This window comes from Sediminibacterium sp. (genome assembly GCF_030695065.1).
Lineage (GTDB): Bacteria > Bacteroidota > Bacteroidia > Chitinophagales > Chitinophagaceae > Sediminibacterium.
This window is the reverse complement of record NZ_JAUYTR010000023.1, coordinates 383,823-403,238: the sequence shown is the minus strand read 5'-3', so window position 1 is coordinate 403,238 and position 19,416 is coordinate 383,823. Positions and strand designations below refer to the sequence as shown.

Annotated in this window: 13 protein-coding genes and 1 tRNA gene; 12 read left to right on the top strand and 2 right to left on the bottom strand. The window is 36.3% G+C overall.

Going from position 1 to position 19,416, the window contains the following annotated elements:
• Positions 1–68 precede the first annotated feature (68 nt).
• Genes Q8S25_RS12550 through Q8S25_RS12540 form a run of 3 tightly spaced genes read left to right on the top strand, consistent with a single transcriptional unit; the run spans position 69 to position 6,264 of the window.
• On the top strand, positions 69–3,278 hold the full coding sequence (locus tag Q8S25_RS12550; RefSeq protein WP_305538267.1) for a SusC/RagA family TonB-linked outer membrane protein: 3,210 nt from the start codon (positions 69–71) through the stop codon (positions 3,276–3,278).
• 45 nt (positions 3,279–3,323) lie between these two features.
• Positions 3,324–4,760: a SusD/RagB family nutrient-binding outer membrane lipoprotein gene (locus Q8S25_RS12545; RefSeq protein WP_305538265.1), complete on the top strand. Its 1,437-nt coding sequence runs from the start codon at positions 3,324–3,326 to the stop codon at positions 4,758–4,760.
• Between the two features lie 22 nt (positions 4,761–4,782).
• Entirely contained in the window at positions 4,783–6,264 is a 1,482-nt protein-coding gene (locus Q8S25_RS12540; RefSeq protein WP_305538263.1) for a calcineurin-like phosphoesterase family protein, read from the top strand.
• Positions 6,265–6,339: 75 nt separating this feature from the next.
• On the opposite strand, the gene rho is transcribed toward Q8S25_RS12540, so the two are convergent.
• The gene (gene rho / locus Q8S25_RS12535; protein WP_371131605.1) at positions 6,340–8,040 is read right to left on the bottom strand and encodes a transcription termination factor Rho; all 1,701 of its coding nucleotides are present in this window, start codon (positions 8,038–8,040) and stop codon (positions 6,340–6,342) included.
• A gap of 227 nt (positions 8,041–8,267) precedes the next feature.
• Entirely contained in the window at positions 8,268–9,317 is a 1,050-nt protein-coding gene (locus Q8S25_RS12530) for a mechanosensitive ion channel family protein (RefSeq protein ID WP_305538259.1), read from the bottom strand.
• 107 nt (positions 9,318–9,424) lie between these two features.
• On the opposite strand from Q8S25_RS12530, the gene asnS reads away from it, so the two are divergent.
• From asnS to Q8S25_RS12485, 9 genes are all read left to right on the top strand, one after another.
• Positions 9,425–10,876 carry an asparagine--tRNA ligase gene (gene asnS, locus Q8S25_RS12525; RefSeq protein WP_305538257.1) on the top strand — a complete coding sequence of 484 codons (1,452 nt, stop codon included), beginning with the start codon at positions 9,425–9,427 and terminating at the stop codon, positions 10,874–10,876.
• Between the two features lie 79 nt (positions 10,877–10,955).
• Positions 10,956–11,028: transfer RNA gene (locus Q8S25_RS12520), tRNA-Phe, on the top strand.
• Positions 11,029–11,155: 127 nt separating this feature from the next.
• On the top strand, positions 11,156–11,632 hold the full coding sequence (locus Q8S25_RS12515) for a hypothetical protein (RefSeq protein ID WP_305538255.1): 477 nt from the start codon (positions 11,156–11,158) through the stop codon (positions 11,630–11,632).
• A 147-nt stretch (positions 11,633–11,779) separates the two neighbouring features.
• Positions 11,780–12,886 (top strand): Fic family protein, encoded by a 1,107-nt coding sequence (locus Q8S25_RS12510; protein ID WP_305538253.1) that lies wholly within the window; start codon positions 11,780–11,782, stop codon positions 12,884–12,886.
• A gap of 32 nt (positions 12,887–12,918) precedes the next feature.
• On the top strand, positions 12,919–13,452 hold the full coding sequence (locus Q8S25_RS12505; protein WP_305538251.1) for a deoxyribodipyrimidine photo-lyase: 534 nt from the start codon (positions 12,919–12,921) through the stop codon (positions 13,450–13,452).
• The gene (locus Q8S25_RS12500) at positions 13,443–14,372 is read left to right on the top strand and encodes an FAD-binding domain-containing protein (RefSeq protein WP_305538249.1); all 930 of its coding nucleotides are present in this window, start codon (positions 13,443–13,445) and stop codon (positions 14,370–14,372) included. Before Q8S25_RS12505 ends, Q8S25_RS12500 begins: the two co-directional genes overlap by 10 nt.
• 84 nt (positions 14,373–14,456) lie before the next feature.
• Positions 14,457–15,332 (top strand): alpha/beta hydrolase, encoded by an 876-nt coding sequence (locus Q8S25_RS12495; protein WP_305538247.1) that lies wholly within the window; start codon positions 14,457–14,459, stop codon positions 15,330–15,332.
• Positions 15,333–15,346: 14 nt separating this feature from the next.
• On the top strand, positions 15,347–18,604 hold the full coding sequence (locus tag Q8S25_RS12490; RefSeq protein WP_305538245.1) for a two-component regulator propeller domain-containing protein: 3,258 nt from the start codon (positions 15,347–15,349) through the stop codon (positions 18,602–18,604).
• Positions 18,605–18,620: 16 nt separating this feature from the next.
• Positions 18,621–19,406, top strand: a complete 786-nt coding sequence (locus Q8S25_RS12485; RefSeq protein ID WP_305538243.1) for a response regulator — start codon at positions 18,621–18,623, stop codon at positions 19,404–19,406.
• Positions 19,407–19,416 lie beyond the last annotated feature (10 nt).

Genomic DNA, 19,416 nt, shown 5'->3' with positions numbered 1-19,416 from the left:
GGGCCGCTGCTATAGCGGCTTTTTTTATTGCAGTATACTTTCGCGCTTGAATAAAACAAAACTGCATTATGAAAAACTTTTTACAAAAAACTGTTGGCTTGCTCGCACTTATTTTAGTGATGATGCAAACTCAGTTGGTTCATGCACAAACTACGGCAGACCTTATGGGTACTGTACTAAATGAGAAAGGAGACCCACTTCAAGGGGTAACAGTAGTACTTCAAATAAAAGGAGCAAGCAGCCAAACGGTTAGCACCAATGAAAAAGGAATTTATAGCATTAAGCAATTAACCGTAGGTGCTAAGTACAATTTAAAATTTTCGTACGTTGGATATGCTGAATTAGAACAGACTGTTTCCTTCACCAAGTCTGGTAATAATATTGTTACCAGAATGAGTTCAACGGCTGGAGAATTGAATGAAGTGGTAGTAACTGCATTGGGAATTAAGAAACAAGAAAAAGCTTTGGGCTATTCTGCACAAACTATGAAAGAGAGTGATGTGCTAGATGCTCGTTCAAATAACTGGGTTAGTTCTTTATCAGGAAAAGTAGCAGGATTAAATTTATATTCTGCTGGTTCTGGTCCTGGTGGATCGGTAAGGGTTTCTTTAAGAGGAGACGCTTCAATGAACCCAGACGGAAACAATGCATTGATTGTATTAGATGGAGTACCCATGAATGGTGGTGGTACCAGTTCTGGTGTAGGCAATGCTTATGGTGCAGGATCTGGATCGGATGTGCCGGTTGATTTTGGAAACGGTATTTCAGATATTAATCCCGATGATATTGAGAGCATAACAGTATTAAAAGGACCGGGTGCTACTGCATTATATGGAAGCAGGGCTGCAAACGGTGCTTTATTAATTACTACTAAATCTGGTGCCAGAAAAGACAAGGGTATTGGTGTTTCTTTCAATTCGAATGTGAGCATGAACACTGTGTTAAGATGGCCCGATTATCAATACGAGTACGGTCAGGGTACTGGCAGAGCGTTGAATGCTGCTGGAGAAAAATATTATAGCTATGGGGCTTCAGCTGATGGAGGAAGTACAAGCGGAACCAGTAGTGCATTTGGTCCAAGATTCAATGGACAATCTTATTTTCAATATGATCCAAATGTGGAAGGACAGTCTGCAACAAGATTGCCTTGGGTAGCACAGCCCAATAATATCAAAGGCTTCTGGAGAACAGGTTCTACCATCACCAATAATATTTCTTTGGAAAGCGGTAATGAAAACGGATCGGTTAGGGCTTCATTAACTCATTCAAAAAATGAATGGATTATGCCGAATACTGGTTTTGAAAGAATGACTGCTGCATTGAGTGTTAGTCAAAAAGTATCAGAGAAGTTGAAGTTTGTTGCTAAAGTGAATTACACCAATAAGTCTAGTGATAATTTACCTGCAACGGGTTATAATAACCAGTCGATTGCCTATTTCATGATTTTCCAAAATCCGAATGTAGACTTGAGTTGGTATAGACCTATTTGGAAAAAGGGACAAGAGCAAGTAGATCAAGTACACCCGTTCAGCAGCTTTATAGATAATCCGTATTTGATTGCATATGAAATGACCAATGGGGTAAAAAGCAATGCCTTCTTAGCAAATATGGCAGCTACTTATACCATCAATAAAAAATTTGATTTAATGCTTCGTTCTGGTATAGATTTATCTAGCGAAATAAGAAAGCAACAAAGACCCTATTCTTCTGCCAACTATTTAAGGGGTTTTTATAAAGAGCAAAATATTCAGGATTACGAAATCAATAGCGACTTCTTATTGTCTTATAAAGACAAAATAGGATCAGACATTAATGTAACGGCTTCTGTTGGAGGAAATGCCATGAGTACCAATTACAATAGAATGGATGCAAGTGTAATTGGATTAGTGATACCTGGCGTATACATGTTAAGCAATGGAGTAGGTACCCCAGAAGTAATCAATATTGCTAGAAATAAAAGAGTGAATTCATTATACGGAACAGCTTCGTTTTCTTATAAAAATAAATGGTTTGTAGACGTTACAGGAAGAAACGATTGGTCAAGTACTTTGCCTGTTCAAAACAATTCTTTCTTTTATCCTTCTATTAATACCAGCATCATCTTAAGTGATATATTAAGATTACCCGCAGCTGTATCTTTTGCAAAACTTCGTGTATCAGCAGCTCAAGTAGGTAATGATACCGATCCTTACAAAACCAGCAAATACTATGGTACCAGTCCTTTCCCTGGTTCAGGTTCTGTTCCTACCTTATTACATAATGTAAATTTTAAACCAGAAATTTCTACCAACTATGAAGCTGGTTTAGATATTAGATTATTCAAAAGCAGACTGAATTTAGATTTAACAGTATACAGCAATACTACCCGTAACCAAATTTTAGAAGTGCCAATGGATCCAACAACGGGATATGCTAGAGCTGTATTGAATGCAGGTGCTGTAAGAAACCAAGGGATTGAAGTGGTATTAACTGGAAGCATTATTAAAAAGAAAAACTTTAGTTGGAACACTATTTTAACCTGGGCTAAAAACCAAAACCGTGTGATGGAATTAGCTGAAGGCATGGAGGGAAAACAAGATATTGGTTATGGCGGTAATGCAACCATTCAAGCAAGAGTAGGTGGAACAACTGGAGATATTTATGGTTTTGGTTTCTTGCGTTCTCCTGATGGACAAATTGTTTACAATGCAACTGGTTTGCCAGCACGACCACAAGAAATTCAATACATCGGTTCTGCTTATGCCGATTGGAAAGGGGGTATCAGAAATGAATTTACTTATAACAATTTCAGGTTTAGTTTTTTAGTAGATGGACAATTGGGTGGAATGATTTATTCTCAAAGCCACCATAAAATGATGGAGCAGGGAAAGTTGAAATCTACATTAGCTGGTCGTGAAGAAAACTTTATTATTGGAGCAGGGGTGGTACAAAATCCTGACAAGTCTTATTCACCTAATACTAGAAAAGTATTACCAGTTGAATATTATGGAGATTATTATAGAAGAGCCAATGTTGAGTCAAATAGTTTTGATGCTTCTTATTTAAAACTACGTGAAGCCAGGTTAGAGTACAATTTTCCTAAGTCAATTTTAGGTAAATCATTCTTTAAACAATTAAGTGTAGCCCTTTATGGTAGAGACTTATTGATGATCACCAGCTTCCCCATTTTTGATCCAGAAACAGCTGCTTTAAACGGCTCTACTATTTTACCAGGAGTAGAAATGGGTCAATTGCCTTCGAGCAGAACCATTGGAGCCAATATCACCGTTAAATTTTAATTGACCTCCAATTGTATTCAGCCCTACACACACAAAAAAAAACTCATGAAAAATAAAATATCAATTGTCTTTTCCGCACTGATGCTATTATTTATGGCGTCTTGTACTAAAAATTTTGAAGAAGTTAACACCGATCCAAATAGGGTGAATAAAATAAGCCCAGGAACTTTATTGAATCCTATTTTGTATGAAGTCTCTTCTTTCAATATGCGTCAATCGGATAATTTTACCTTCAGCTTAATGCAAGATATGTTGCCTTTCCCTAGTACTTCAGGTGGAGTGCACAGATATGATATCACCGAAACAGCAGGTAATTCAACTTGGACCACTTATTACAGATGGTTAACCAATGTAAAAGAAATGTATACTGCTTCGGTAGAACAAAAAGATCCCAATTATCAGGCCATTGCTATGACTTTAAACGCAATGATTTATTCAAACTTAACGGATTGTTTTGGGGATATTCCTATGGAAGAAGCAACCAAAGGAGATGAGGGAATTTTTAGACCGAAGTTTACTACTCAGCAAAAAGTGTATGAAAAAATTATTGCAGATTTAGATTCTGCCAATAATTTATATGTAACAACCAGGCCAATGGTTTTTGGAACTGAAATGTTGTTTGCCAATAATGTAGCTAGTTGGAAAAGATTTACCAACTCATTACAAATGCGTTTGTTGTTGCGATTGTCTAAGCGAACCGAAATGGGAACCTTAGCTAAATTAAAAACCATCATTGATAATCCTGTTAAGTATCCCGTATTCACATCTAACGACCAAGGAGCATTGGTAAAGCTATCAGGCGTAACGCCTTTTGTTTCACCATGGGGAAGAGCTATTGACTTTACTACATTTAGAGCAGCTGGATTATTTTTTACAGACAACTTAAATGATTTGAATGATCCAAGAAGAGCTAGATGGTTAACTCAAGCAAGAAACAAAATTGGTAATGCTAATATTGGATATAAAGGAATCCCCAGCGGATATGCTGGAAGCGATAATCAGTTTGATTATATTCCTTCTAACAAAAATATTGCTTTGGTAACTGCTCCACTAAGTGTGATTTTAATGAGCTATGCTGAAGTAGAAATGATTAAAGCAGAAGTAGAGTTTAGAAATAATAATGCAGTAGCAGCAAAAGCAGCCTATGAAAAAGGCGTAAAAGCTTCCATAGAGCAGTGGGGTGCCGTAATGCCAGCAGATTATTTTACCAATACCAAAGCCGCCTATAATGCTACATTGGAGCGAATCATGTTGCAAAAATATTATGTCTTGTATTTTACCGATTTTCAACAATGGTTTGAGTATAGAAGAACTGGCTTTCCTGTTGTGCCAACAGCAGATGGTATGTTGAATAATAAAATTATGCCTGTACGCTATCGCTATCCGCCAGCCGTGCAAAGCACTAATACCGAAAACTATAATCAAGCAGTTCAAGCAATGGGCGGAGACAATATCAATATTAAAGTTTGGTGGCAGAAATAATTTACCTGTTTAAAATTTCATTATGAAAAGAAGAAACTTTTTAAAAAACTTAGGATTAACAGGTGGCGTGTTTGCTTTGCCCGCTGCATTAACCGAAACTAATGCAGCTGCATTTGAAAAAGAAAATGAATTAGTAGTAAAGGGTAAAGTGGTGAGTGAAGGAAAAGGTATTGCCAATGTAGTTATAACAGATGGTACCCAAGTTTTTAAAACCAACCAAAAAGGGGAGTACCAGTTTACGGTGAAAGAAAATGCTGATTTTGTTTATATCAGTTCACCAGCAGGCTATGCTTTTGACCATGATAATTATATTGCTAGCTTCTTTATTTCTGTAAAAGGAAAGCGAGGAACTTTGAATCATGATTTTGTATTAACCAAATTATCCACTAATGATGCGCAACATAATTTTGTAGTATGGGCCGACACACAAATGATATCTGCATCAGATTGTGAACAGTTAAAAGCAACTACTGTTCCCGATTTTAAAAAACTGATGCAACAATATCCAGCTAATACTTTGTTTCATGGTATTGGTTGTGGAGATTTAGTTTGGGATAAGTTTGAGTACTTTAAAGATTATAAAGAAGCCATTGCAATGACTGGTGTTCCATTTTATAACGTGATTGGTAATCACGATATGGATTTGAACTCAAGAACCGATGATTATTCTGCAGAAACATTTAAAGCACAGTTTGGACCAACTTATTATTCTTTTAATAGAGGTGCTATTCACTATGTAGTGCTGGATGATGTTTTCTTTATTGGTACAGCTAAAAAGTATATTGGTTATTTAACCGAGAATCAATTGGCTTGGCTTGAAAAAGATTTGCAAATGGTTGCACCTGGAACAACGGTGGTGGTGAGTTTACATATTCCCACATTTACGGGTGCACCCAAAAGAAATAAAAAAGAAGAAGACTTTGGTGGAACCGTTTCCAATAGAAAGAAACTCTACAGTTTACTAGCGCCATACAAAGTACATATTCTCTCAGGTCATACGCATTTTAATGAAAGTTGGGAAGAAGGAAATATCATGGAACACAACCATGGAACTGTTTGTGGCGCTTGGTGGACCGGTCCAATTTGCGGTGATGGAACGCCAAGAGGTTATGGGGTATATGAAGTAAACGGAAGTGATATTAAATGGTATTACAAAAGCACCGATAAAGAAAATAATCACCAGCTACGTATTTATCCTAAAGGATATGCCAAAGCATATCCAGAGGAACTAGCCGTGAATATTTGGAACTGGGATGCAAAGTGGTCCATTGAGTGGTTTGAAGATGGGATTTCTAAAGGCGCTCCCGAACAAAGGGTTGCCAAAGATCCTTGGGCCATTGAGTTATACGAGGGTCCATCGCTCCCACAAAAACATAAGTTCATTGAACCCACATTAACCGAGCACTTGTTTTTTATAAAACCTTCTGCTACTGCAAAATCAATTAAAGTAAAAGCGACCGATCGATTTGGAAAAATATTTGAAGAAGCGATAATGATCAGTTGATTTCTGGGGGCAGACATCAAAAAAAGGGCACCGTTATCTAGCGGTGCCCTTGTCAATTATATTCAGTCAAAAAAATTATCTATTCATACTTGCTAAGAACTCTTCGTTGCTTTTGGTTCCGCGCATGCGCTTGAGTAATTCGTTCATAGCTTCTTCTGGATTCATATCATTTAAGAATACACGCAGAATATTCATTCTTTGTAATACATCTTTATCTAATAATAAATCGTCTCTACGAGTAGAAGAACCTACTAAGTCAATGGCAGGGAAAATACGTTTGTTGGCTAATTTTCTTTCCAACTGTAATTCCATATTACCGGTACCCTTGAATTCTTCAAAAATCACTTCATCCATTTTACTACCGGTTTCAACCAAGGCAGTAGCTAAAATGGTTAATGATCCACCGTTCTCAATTTTACGGGCTGCCCCAAAAAACTGTTTGGGTTTTAGTAAAGCGTTGGCTTCAACTCCCCCACTTAAAACCTTACCACTTGAAGGTGCAACGGTATTATGGGCTCTAGCTAAACGAGTAATAGAGTCTAATAAAATAACCACATCGTGTCCGCATTCTACTAAGCGTTTTGCTTTTTGTAAAGCAATAGCAGAAACTTTCACGTGTTTTTCGGCGGGCTCATCAAAAGTGGAAGCAATAACTTCTGCGTTTACGCTGCGCTCCATATCGGTTACCTCCTCTGGACGTTCGTCTATCAATACCACCATCAAATAACACTCGGGGTGATTGGCTGCAATGGCATTGGCCACTTCTTTCAACAACATGGTTTTACCCACTTTTGGTTGAGCTACAATCAATCCGCGCTGACCCTTACCTATTGGGGTAAATAAATCAATAATACGGGTGCTATAATTGGTAGGTGAAGTAAATAAGTTCAGTTTCTGAAAAGGAAACAAAGGTGTTAAGTAATCAAATGGTACACGATCACGCACTTCGTCGGGGCGCTTACCATTAATGAAATCTACTTTTAATAAAGCAAAATATTTTTCGCCTTCCTTAGGTGGACGCACAGATCCTGTTACCGTATCACCTGTTTTTAAACCAAATAATTTGATTTGAGACGGAGATACGTACACATCATCCGGAGAAGATAAATAGTTGTAATCGGAAGAACGCAAGAAACCATATCCATCGGGCATCATTTCTAAAACACCCTCACCAGGAATTACCCCTTCAAACTCAATGTTGAAAACGGGCTCTTTTTTAATAGGTTGGTGTCTGGGACGTTCTTGTTGTAAAGTGGTTTCTGGTGCTTGAGCAGATTCACTATTGTTATCACTTGCTTCCAAAGTTTGAATAATGGCCGCTGCTATATTAGCTGTTGGGTCATTCTCTGGTTCATCATTGTTATTGGTTTCTGGTGCTTCGGCAGGCTTATCTGTTCTAGGTCTTGGGCCAGGTCCCTTTTTAGTAGGTGGCATGGCTTTTCTAATGGGTCTGGCTGCACCTGCATTTTCATTGTTCCTTTGATCAGGAGCAGCAGCTGAAGCTGGAGCGGCTTTTGCAATGGGAGCAGGTTTTGCAATGGGCGCAGCTGGCGCTTCTTGCATTACTTCTGCTTCTTCCGTAGCGCCAGTAGAAGTTTTAATATTCACGGCCTTCTTAGGACGACCCGCTTTTTTAGGTGCTCCATTCTCTTTAGCGGTACTTTCTTGTACAGCTTGCGAATCAAGGATCTTGTAAATTAAGCCCTGTTTGTCTTGTTTTTTTGCACCAGTGATTTTTAAACGTTCTGCTATATCCAGTAACTCTGGTAGTAGCATGTCATTTAACTGAAGAATGTCATACATAAATGGAAAAATTGTTTGGGGGGTATCAAATTCAGACTATAAAAAAGGTTAGGCCTGTCTAAGGAAAAAAAGCTCAGAAAGGTTTATTGGGTTGATTTGGAAAGAGAGTAACTGAAATTTTGGAGCTCAATAACGGGCTAATCAGCATTGTTTCCACTGCAATGTTACAAAATTTTTGATAAAACCTAAAAAAATGCTTTTTAAGTGCTTTTTATATAGATTGTTTGAGAGGGGAAAGCAAATTCAATTTTTTTCTCTTTAAAGCTGCTTGCAATAGACAAACAAATTTGTTGATGGGTATCCATATATTTAATAAAATCATCACTTAATACAAAATAGACCACTTCGTAATTGATGCTTGAGTCTGCAAAACCAGACAAGTGACATCGAATCAATTCTGTGTCTGCTGTTTTACTGATGATGTCTTTTATAATATTGGGTATTTCAGCAAGTACTATAGGGTCTGTACTATAAGTGACGCCAATCAAAAAAAGCTTTCTTCTTTTCTCTAATCTTTTAAAATTTTTAATGGTTGCTTTTACCAATTCTGAATTAGGCATAATTAGTTGCTCACCACTAATGCTTCTCACATGAACTGTTTTTACACCAATTTTTTCAATGGCTCCTTGTTCGTTGCCAACAACAACAAAGTCTCCTACTTCAAATGGTTTATCAAAAAAGATAACGAAATAACTGAATAGGTCGCCAAGTATATTTTGGGCAGCCAAGGCAATGGCAATTCCACCAACGCCTAGTCCTGCAATAATTGTAGTTATATCGTAGCCAATATTACTTGCCAATAAAAGAATCCCTAAAAACCAAATGATTACTTTAATTACAGTAAGAATACCGGTCAATTGTTTCATTCTTCCCGAAGGCTCAGCCTTCATTTCCATATAGGTCCTTACGCCATAATGAATGGCATAATTAATCATATTAACAATAAAAATCATTGTAATTAAACTAACAGCTACACTTAAAACTCTTTCCGCTTTTGTAGAAAGGGTTAAAATATGTATGAGCGAATAGTTCACCATTAAATAAACAATGGGGAGCGCAAAACGATCAACTGCATTAACAATTACATCGTCAAACTGATTGGCAGTCTTGGAAGCCCAACGGGTCAATTTTTTTACAGCTAAGTGTTTTATTAGTCGTAAAAAAACCCAAGCCAGTATCATTCCCCCCAAAACCAAAAAATATTTTTCTAGACTATTGCCCCAATAAATTGTATTCAAAATTTTTTCCATAATAAGCTGTTTTTATTCAACCTGATTCATCAAAAGAATAGAGCCGGCCCCTTGTTTGCTTATATTTGCAAAAACCTTGCCCAAATAAGCAATTCAATCGTAAAATCATGTTTAACACTAGAATCAAGATAAAAACCCTGTTGGCTGCTGGAAAGCCAGGCGATCAGGTAACTTTAATGGGATGGGTGCGTACATTTCGCAACAACCAGTTTATTGCATTAAATGATGGGAGCACCAATAATAATTTGCAAGTTGTAGTAGCGTTGGGATTATTAGACGACGAAACTTTGAAAAGAATTACAACAGGGGCATCACTGAAAGTAATAGGGGAAGTGGTGGAAAGTGTAGGTAAAGGACAGACCATTGAAGTAAAAGCGGTATCACTAGAAATATTAGGAGATTCAGATGCAGAGAAGTATCCGCTCCAACCGAAAAAACATAGTTTAGAATTCTTAAGAGAGAAAGCACATTTGCGTTTTCGTACCAATACATTTGGTGCAGTATTTCGCATTCGTCATTCGTTGGCGTTTGCAGTACACCAATTTTTTAATGATAAAGGATTTGTGTATTTACACACCCCAATCATTACTGCAAGTGATGCAGAGGGCGCAGGTGAAATGTTTAGAGTAACTACTTTACCCATGGATGGTTCTGCACCAAAAGATGCTGCTGGTAATATTGATTATACCGAAGATTTTTTTGGTAAGAGCACCAACCTAACGGTGAGTGGACAATTAGAGGGGGAACTAGGCGCCATGGCATTCTCGGAGATCTACACTTTTGGACCTACTTTCAGGGCAGAGAATTCGAATACAACCCGCCACCTAGCTGAGTTTTGGATGATTGAGCCTGAAATGGCTTTTCATGATATTGAAGACAATATGAATTTGGCTGAAGAATTTATTCAGTACCTGATTCGTTATGCAATGGAGCATAATAAAGAAGACCTTGAATTTTTAGATCAGCGCTTGGCGGAAGAAGAAAAACAGAAGCCACAAAATGAGCGTGCAGAAATGGGCTTGTTAGATAAGTTGAATTTTGTAATCAGTAACCAGTTTGAACGCATTACTTATACAGAAGCCATTCAAATTTTATTGGATAGCCCTGCATATAAAAAGAAGAAATTCAAATACGATGTTAGCTGGGGTATTGATATGCAGAGCGAGCACGAACGCTACCTGGTAGAGAAGCATTTTAAAAAGCCAGTGATTGTAACTGGTTATCCAGCAAAAATTAAAGCATTTTATATGCGATTGAATGATGGTTGCGAGCCAGGCAAGGAAACCGTAGCCGCAATGGACATTTTAGCACCAGGTATTGGAGAAATAGTAGGTGGATCTCAAAGAGAAGAGCGGTTAGAAAAGTTGGAAGCTAGAATGAAAGAAATGCATATTCCTGCCGAAGAAATGAGCTGGTATTTAGATACCCGCCGTTTCGGAACCGTGCCACACGCGGGTTTTGGCTTAGGCTTTGAAAGAATGGTGCAGTTTGTAACGGGCATGACCAATATCAGAGACGTGATTGCATTTGCTAGAACTCCAAAGAATTGCGAATTCTAAAGAAAAAAATAGTGGATAATGCGTGAATAACCATTCCACTCCTTATATTTGCAGCCCCGAAGGGGAAATATCTACGGAAGGTGCGGTAGCTCAGTCGGTAGAGCAAAGGACTGAAAATCCTTGTGTCGCCGGTTCGATCCCGGCCCACACCACAACAACCTCAACAGCAATGTTGGGGTTTTTTGTTGCCCATATCTTTACAGATTAAATCAAAACTTGAGCTAAATAAAAATTAAATTAGCTGACAAAGATTTAGTTACTCCTCGAATAAATATACAAATGTCAAAAAAGACAATCATAGTGATTCTTGTACTAATATTTGTTTTATATAAATTCTTTGATTCAAATTATTTAGTAGTTCAAAAACATGAAAAGTTTGCTAATGAAATAGCAGAACTACTCTCTCCCAAATATTTTTCTAATAAGCTGACTGGAAAGCTTTACTCTGTTCGTGAAATAATTCAACCTACCGACTCTATTTTTAAGGTTTTAAAACAAAAAGGAATCATCAACGATCAATCCTATTTTTCCTATTCAACCGAAGGATGTATCACTTTGGTTTCTAGAAAATCAAAAAAAATTCTTGGAGGATTCTCAGATATTATGATAACTAGAAACGAAAATGGAGAACAATTCATGTGCGGTGTTAATGCTATTTATTCACTGAATAACGACGAAAATGCAGAGTCCTTAAATATTCAATGCCACAATCTCGCCGGCCATATGACTCTAGCTTTTATTAGTACTCTTTTTTAGTATTAAGTGCTATGACACGCATTGATTTTCTTAAATAGAAAGATTGACTCCAATGCGGTGATTAATAACTTTATTCTCCGCAAAATTTAAGGCGAAAATTGCAAATGCGGTAATTATTTGGTATATTCACCGCAAATAATGCGGAAAATGTCGGTTTATATTCACCAATTACCTCAGTGGCCAAAGTTTAGCTGGAACCAAGAAAGCTTAACAACTTTGCTGACTTACATCAGAAATAGGCAAGGACGGTTGATGGGTAGAATGGAAGCGATGGGTTTTCAACTGAAAGCAGAGGCCAACCTTCAGACACTTACATTGGATGTTTTGAAGTCAAGTGAAATTGAAGGAGAACTTCTGGATGTAGAACAGGTTCGGTCTTCTATTGCCCGTAAACTGGGGATGGATATAGCTGGCTTGGTACCAACAGACCGTTATGTGGATGGTGTAGTAGAAATGTTGCTCGATGCCACCCAAAATTATCAGCATCCTTTGTCTGCCGATAGGTTGTATGGTTGGCACGCGGCTCTTTTTCCAACAGGCAGAAGTGGCATACACAAAATTACAGTTGCGGCCTGGCGAGATAATACAAAAGACGATCCAATGCAGGTAGTTTCTGGTGCATTAGGAAAAGAAAAAGTACATTTTGAAGCACCGAACGCAGACCGCCTTGAAGCAGAAATGAGGCAATTCATAGACTGGTTTAATGAGGACATAAATATGGACCCAGTTATAAAAGCGGCAGTGGCTCACTTATGGTTTATTACCATACATCCCTTTGATGATGGCAATGGCCGTATTGCTCGGGCTATAGCGGATATGCTGCTTTCACGTGCCGATGAATCTGCCCAAAGGTTTTACAGCATGAGTGCTCAGATAAGAAAAGAACGAAAGCATTATTACGAAATCCTAGAAAGCGCACAGAAAGGTTCAATGGATATTACTGAATGGCTCACCTGGTTTTTACATTGCCTTGATCACGCTCTTGAAGCGAACACTGAAACACTTTCAGGCGTATTAAAAAAAGCGCGTTTTTGGGAAAAACATGGGACAACTATTTTAAACATACGACAGCAAAACATGTTAAATATGTTACTAGATGGATTTGAAGGAAAACTGAATTCATCGAAGTGGGCAAAAATTACCAAAACTTCTTCGGATACTGCATTGAGAGATATTCAGGATTTAATGAACAAAAACATTCTAATGAAGGAAGTAGATGGAGGAAGGAGTACAAGTTATGTATTGATAGAATGACAAATCTAATATGATCTATTCAATTTATAAAATTGCATAAGCAACCCATCAATATCGTCTGGTTTAAAAGAGACCTTAGAACCCAAGATCATGCAGCATTGCAGGCGGCAGAGCAAGCCGGGTTGCCTTATTTAATTGTTTTTGTGTTTGAACCATCTATCATTCAATATCCAGATACCAGTGTAAGGCATTTACAATTCCAGTACCATTCAATTCTAGCATTAAATAAAAAGTTAGCCAACTACAATAGACAAGTCTATTTATTTTATGCAGAAGCGGCAGAAGCTTTTCAAGAGATAGCTGAACAATACAAACTTCAAACCATTTTTAGTTACCAGGAATCGGGCACACAAATAACTTACGACAGAGATAAAGCGATTGCTACATTTTGTTCAAGCAATCAAATTCTTTGGCAGCAGTTTCAAAGAGATGGAATTATTAGAGGAATCAGAAACAGAAAAGACTGGGATAAAAAATGGAATGTTACCATGCATAGCCCCATCATCAACAATGAGTTTAGCCAAAACAAACTTCCGCTTTTAAACCGCGTCAATGTTTGCCCATAGAATTTGTACAATCTCTTGAGGTTTATCCATCTGTATTTCAACCCGCTGGTGAAGACAATGCGTTCAAGTACCTCGAAAGCTTTATTGCAGAGCGAGGAATGAACTATAGTAAGCATATTAGTAAGCCAGCCGAAAGCAGAAAAAGCTGCACTCGTCTTTCTCCTTATATCAGTTGGGGTAATCTAAGTGTAAAGCAAGCTTATCAAGCATTGAACGAAGCGCAAAAAATCTCCAATTTTAAAGGACCTATTAAAAATGCCATCACAAGATTAAAATGGCATTGTCATTTTATTCAAAAATTTGAAGTGGAGGGAAACTATGAATTTAAGTGCATTAACAAAGGATATGAATTACTTGCGCATCCTAAAAATGAATTATTTATTAAAGCATGGGAAGAAGGAAAAACTGGTTTCCCCTTAGTGGATGCTTGTATGCGCTGTTTAATTACAACGGGTTGGATTAATTTCCGGATGCGCGCTATGCTGATTTCTTTTTTATGTCATCATCTTTACCAAGATTGGAGACAAGGCGTTCATCATGTGGCCAGACAATTTTTAGATTATGAACCAGGTATTCATTATCCGCAATTTCAAATGCAGGCTGGTACTACTGGAGTGAATACTATTCGAATTTATAATCCTGTTAAGCAATCCAGCGACCATGATCCCGAAGGAATCTTTATTAAACAATGGATACCTGAATTACAAAATATTCCAAATTCATTCATTCATGAACCGCATAAAATGAGTTTGATGGAGCAGCAACTTTGCAATATTATCATTGGGAAAGATTATCCTTTTCCAATTTTGGATGCAACTATTGCAGGCAAGGCTGCTAGAGATAAAATATGGGGTCATCGAAGAGAGATACTCGTAAAACAGGAGAGTGCTCGAATTTTATTCACCCATACTAGAAACTGATATATTTGTATTGATTGCTTTTTTGCACTATTTTCAAGCGAGCCAATATCATAATAAATATTTGAACCCAGTATTTCTAAAACAATGGTCAATAATAAAAGAGAAGAGATTCTATTGTTTCCAGATGCTGATTCTTCGCAATTAGGTCAATCCCCTGACGAAACGGTCTTTTTCATCAATGGGGTTAAATGTATAAGTGGTCTTTTTACTCCAAAGTTGGAAGTGTTTGTTCCAGCGCAAAAGGCAAATGAACTTTCCATTATTATCTGTCCTGGTGGCGGATATGAAAAACTAGCTATTGACCTTGAAGGAAATGAAGTTGCAGAAAAATTAAATGAGTGGGGAATAACTGTTTTTGTTTTGAAATATCGGCTGCCCCATGGGGAAATTGCTAATAGCAAAATTCCCCTACCCTTAATTGATATTAAAAAAGCATTTTCCGTAGTTCAAGAAAGAGCCAATGATTGGGGCTTAAATCCTTCATGCATCGGATTAATGGGATTTTCTGCTGGTGGACATTTGGCTTCTATTGCCTCTTCTATATTAAGTAGTGTAAATAATGGAATGAATGATTTGAAATTATTGCCACCTCTTTTCTCCATACTTATATATCCAGTTATCAGTTTCTCTAATGAAATAACTCATTTGGGCTCAAGGAATCGTTTTATTGGTCTTAATCCCAGCGTTGAACTAATTCAACAATATTCTGCTGAATGTTTAGTGCATCCATTGTCTCCACCTGTTTTTTTAGTGCATTGCTCCGATGACAAAGATGTATCTGTTGAAAATAGTATAGCATATCATAAAGCCTATATTAATAATGGGGTATCTGCTGAAATGCATATATATCATAGAGGAGGGCATGGTTTTGGGATGCTTAATACACTAGTAGATGAAAGTTGGATGGATCATCTTCAAAAATGGTTGTTACAATTTTCTTCGATTGCTACAAAATTTTAAAAGGTTTATTATTCATGCCCAAGAAATTACAGAACCAACTTTTATTTCTAATTATACTGGGATTTATTTCACTCAAAATTTCAGGGCAGAATAATATTCATTTTAATCGTTTTTCGGTTGAAGATGGATTGTCTTCGGAATCTGTGTTGTCTATTACTCAAGATAAAAAAGGGTTTTTGTGGATTGGAACTATGGATGGGCTAAATCGGTTTGATGGTAAAAGGGTTAAAGTGTTTAAGTCCTTTTATAATGAAAATCCTATTGGACCTAGTGTAAAAATTACCTGTTTATTATCTGATAGCTTAAATAGAATTTGGATTGGTACCAACAACGGTTTGTATATATATGACAATAGGTCTGATTCTTTTTCCTTTTTATTTCATTCACCCAATGATCCCTTCAGTATATCGAACAATTCGATAAACACTTTATATGAAGATCGAAAAGGTAATATTTGGGTAGGAACAGCTAAGGGATTAAATAAAGCTGTATTAAGAAATGATACTACTTTATTTATTCATATTCAATTGAATGAGTATCCTGAATTAGCGTTTGCAAATATTTCGTGTACTTATGATTCCGATAATGGTAAAATATTGATTGGTAGTACGAAGGGGCTTATTGAGCTGGCAATTGATAATAAGAAGGAAGAATACAAAATTGAAAAGACAATATTTAATAAGCTTGATGTGACTTCGGTTACGAGGGATAGCCTTACCAATTATTGGATTGGAACATCTAATAATGGTGTTTTTGTAGTCAATAAAGATTTTAAAATTACCCAACATTATCAGCACAATATTGGTACTCAAAAACTACTTAGTAATGTGGTGCGTAAAGTTTACACAGATCAATTAGGACAAATTTGGGTAGGCTCTTTAAAAGGATTGGATTTGTTTTCCCCAAAAGCAGGAAATCATTTTTCTTTTATTCATCATCCAGAAAATAAGTATTCGCTTACTTCAAATTCTGTTTATCAATTAATGGAGGATAGGCAAGGTAATCTCTGGGTAGGCACTTTTTTTGGAGGATTAAATTATATTGAAGCAAATAGCTCACCCTTTATTATTCATCAGCAGTCTATAAACAAAAATTCCATTAGTAGTAATATCATCAGTGGAATTGTGGAAGATCAAAAAAATAATCTTTGGATTGGAACAGAAGCTGAAGGGCTTAATTATTTTGATAGGAAAAAACGGCAATTCAAAAATATTATTTACGATGAAAGCGACAAACCTAAGCTTAGTTCTAACCTAGTTAAGTCATTGATAATTGATGATCAACAAAATTTATGGGTTGCCATGCATGGTGGAGGTGGTGTTAATGTGCTTGATAAAACTGGCCGAAAACTAATTGAGTTCGGCAGAAATAAAGGCAAAAACACTATTAGTTCAAATGCAGTAAATGCTCTCTTGTATGATGATAAGCAAAATATTTGGATAGGAACTGAGGAAAGTGGAATTGATATTTTTAGTCGCGCTAATAGAAAAATTGAAACTTTCAGTAATTTCTTCAAAGGGCAGGTATTATCTAATGAATCTATTACTTATTTATTTGAAGACTCCCAAAAAAGTATTTGGATTGGAACAAAAAAAGGGATTAATCTTTTGTCGAATATTGATGGCAAAACACGAATTTTTTTAAAAGGTAATAATGAAGACCAATTAAAATCGGACTATATTAATTGTATAGCGGAGGATAAGTCAAATCAAATTTGGGTGGGAACTTATGCTGGTTTATCTGTATTTAATAGAGAAACGAATCAGTTTAAAACGTACACAGTTAAAGATGGTTTAGCTGGAAATAGGGTTGTTGGAATAGTTGCTGATGACGAAAATAATTTATGGGTAAGTACTAATAACGGCCTTAGTTTTCTTGGTCCTGATAGAAGTAAGTTTTATACATTTAATACTTACGATGGGTTGCCCGGTAACGTTTTTAATTATCGCTCTTTTTTAAAGGATAAGCAAGGAAACCTTTTATTTGGAACGCACAATGGATTGGTTGAATTTGATCCAAAAAAAATTTCCTTGAACTTAAAAGCCCCTGAAATAATATTTACAGGTTTAATGATCAATGGTCAGCCGATTAACAGTTTTGATTCATCTGGTATTTTATCTAAAGATATTTCGCAAACCAATAATTTAATATTGAATTACAATGAGAATGTAATTTCAATTGAATACGCTGTAATAAACTTTATTAAATCATATAAGAACAAGTCGGCGTATCTGCTGGAAGGATACAATAAAGATTGGATTTACACCAACGATCAGAAAGCAGCGTTTACCAATGTTCCATCAGGAAATTATAATTTATACATCAAGGCTTCTAATAATGATGGTGTATGGACTGAATCTCCTTTAGTCATTCAAATAACCATTCTTCCGCCGCCATGGAAAACATGGTGGGCATATACTTTATATGTTCTAGTTATTTCGTTAATTTCTTTCTCCATTATATTTTTTATTTCATCTCGTATTGCTCTAAAACGAAAACTACGTTATGAACATTTAGTAAATGTTAAACAACAAGAATTGCATCAGATGAAAATGGACTTTTTTACCCATATTTCTCATGAAATAAGAACACCCCTAACTTTAATCATGGGTCCAGTTGAAATGCTATCTGGGTTATTGTCTCAAAATGGGCAAGTTCAAAAGTTATTATTGACCATTAAGGGAAATGCGGATCGACTTTTGAGGTTGACAAACCAATTGCTTGATTTTAGAAAAGCAGAATCAGGTCATACTCATCTAACTATTAGCTGCTCAAATATTGTAGCATTTGCAAAAGGACAATTTGAAAAATTCATCAACGAAGCTGATGCAAAAAAAATTGCGTATACTTTTAATTCTTCAAAAGAAAATATCCCCTTGTATTTTGATTCACATTACATGGAAATTGTGCTTTCAAATTTGTTATCTAATGCTTTAAAGTTTACCGCTGACGGGGGTATTGTTTCAGTTGATTTGTTGGAATCTACTCCTGAGTTTATAGAGATAAAAATCTCTGACAATGGCATTGGAATTCCACCAGAAGCACATAGTAAGATATTTAATAATTATTATCAGGCCGATACGGGTAGCTTGAAACATATTGGATCAGGCATTGGTTTGGCTTTTTCAAAAGCTTTGATAGAATTGCATAAAGGAAAACTTAGTTTTTATTCTAGCATAAATAAAGACACAGGATCTAATGAAACCTGTTTTATAATTAACTTACAAAAAGGATATAATCATTTTGATGGTAATTTCACAATAGTTGAGTAGTGCCCAATTTATTAATATGGGAAACAAAAAAATTTTGATTATTGAAGACAATGATGAACTAAGGGGTTTTATCAAAAACTGCCTAGAGCATCTTTATGAATTATATGAAGCGCCAGATGGCAAGAAAGGTTGGGAAATTGCGGTGAACGAGCTACCAGATTTGATTGTTACCGATGTGATGATGCCTGAAATGGACGGCAACGAGTTTTGTAAAAACTTGAAAAAGGACGAAAGAACTAGTCATATCCCTGTGATTATGCTTACCGCAAGAGCAGCCGAGGAACACCAAATTGAAGGACTTGAAAGCGGGGCAGACATTTATATTAGCAAGCCTTTTAGTGTACTTGTCTTGCAAAACTATATCACCAATATTTTAAAATCAAAGGAATCATTAAGGCAGCACTATAGTCAGAAAATATTTTTAGAACCGTTAGATGTAGAAGTTGGTACTGTTGATAAAAAATTTATGGAAAGACTAATGGCTATAGTTGACGAAAACTTAGAGGAGCCAAATTTTAGTGTGCCAGTTTTATCAAAGGAGTTAGGCATGAGTAAGGCTGTTCTCTATAAAAAGTTTAGTGCATTGGTAAAAATTCCTATTGGAGAGTTTATAAAATCTTTGCGCCTTAAAAGAGCAGCTAATTTACTTATAAAAGATAAGTTGAATATTTCTGAAATTGCTTGGAAAGTTGGATTTAATGATCGAAAGTATTTCAGTAAAGAGTTTAAAAGATTTTATGGAAAATCTCCATCTGAATACTTAACCGAATACGAAAAGGGGTCAGATTCTGCAATAAAATAAAAAACAACCC

Bases quoted from the DNA above. Each gene is read 5' to 3' on its own strand.
- Q8S25_RS12550 (WP_305538267.1), top strand. From the start codon at position 69: ATGAAAAACTTTTTACAAAAAACTGTTGGCTTGCTCGCACTTATTTTA.
- Q8S25_RS12545 (WP_305538265.1), top strand. From the start codon at position 3,324: ATGAAAAATAAAATATCAATTGTCTTTTCCGCACTGATGCTATTATTT.
- Q8S25_RS12540 (WP_305538263.1), top strand. From the start codon at position 4,783: ATGAAAAGAAGAAACTTTTTAAAAAACTTAGGATTAACAGGTGGCGTG.
- rho (WP_371131605.1), bottom strand. From the start codon at position 8,040: ATGCTACTACCAGAGTTACTGGATATAGCAGAACGTTTAAAAATCACT.
- Q8S25_RS12530 (WP_305538259.1), bottom strand. From the start codon at position 9,317: ATGGAAAAAATTTTGAATACAATTTATTGGGGCAATAGTCTAGAAAAA.
- asnS (WP_305538257.1), top strand. From the start codon at position 9,425: ATGTTTAACACTAGAATCAAGATAAAAACCCTGTTGGCTGCTGGAAAG.
- Q8S25_RS12515 (WP_305538255.1), top strand. From the start codon at position 11,156: ATGTCAAAAAAGACAATCATAGTGATTCTTGTACTAATATTTGTTTTA.
- Q8S25_RS12510 (WP_305538253.1), top strand. From the start codon at position 11,780: ATGTCGGTTTATATTCACCAATTACCTCAGTGGCCAAAGTTTAGCTGG.
- Q8S25_RS12495 (WP_305538247.1), top strand. From the start codon at position 14,457: ATGGTCAATAATAAAAGAGAAGAGATTCTATTGTTTCCAGATGCTGAT.
- Q8S25_RS12490 (WP_305538245.1), top strand. From the start codon at position 15,347: ATGCCCAAGAAATTACAGAACCAACTTTTATTTCTAATTATACTGGGA.
- Q8S25_RS12485 (WP_305538243.1), top strand. From the start codon at position 18,621: ATGGGAAACAAAAAAATTTTGATTATTGAAGACAATGATGAACTAAGG.